This is a genomic window from Pseudomonas sp. 2995-3, from assembly GCF_002742565.1.
GTDB lineage: Bacteria > Pseudomonadota > Gammaproteobacteria > Pseudomonadales > Pseudomonadaceae > Aquipseudomonas > Aquipseudomonas edaphica.
Genome location: NZ_LJSB01000170.1, coordinates 1 through 313, shown reverse-complemented (window position 1 = coordinate 313; position 313 = coordinate 1). Strand labels below are relative to the sequence as shown.

Sequence of the window (313 nt, the reverse complement as noted above, 5' to 3'; positions counted from 1 at the left end):
TAGCTCAGTTGGTTAGAGCGCACCCCTGATAAGGGTGAGGTCGGCAGTTCGAATCTGCCCAGACCCACCAATTTTGTGTGGGAAACGCCTGTAGAAATACGGGGCCATAGCTCAGCTGGGAGAGCGCCTGCCTTGCACGCAGGAGGTCAACGGTTCGATCCCGTTTGGCTCCACCACTACTGCTTCTACGTTAAGAAAGCTTAGAAATGAGCATTCCATCAGGTTGATGATGAATGTTGATTTCTAGTCTTTGATTAGATCGTTCTTTAAAAATTTGGGTATGTGATAGAAAGATAGACTGAACGTTACTTTC

Annotated in this window: 1 tRNA gene; it reads left to right on the top strand. The window is 47.0% G+C overall.

The features are described from left to right. Positions 1-100: 100 nt before the first annotated feature. Positions 101-176: transfer RNA gene (locus AOA62_RS11725), tRNA-Ala, on the top strand. Positions 177-313: the final 137 nt, after the last annotated feature.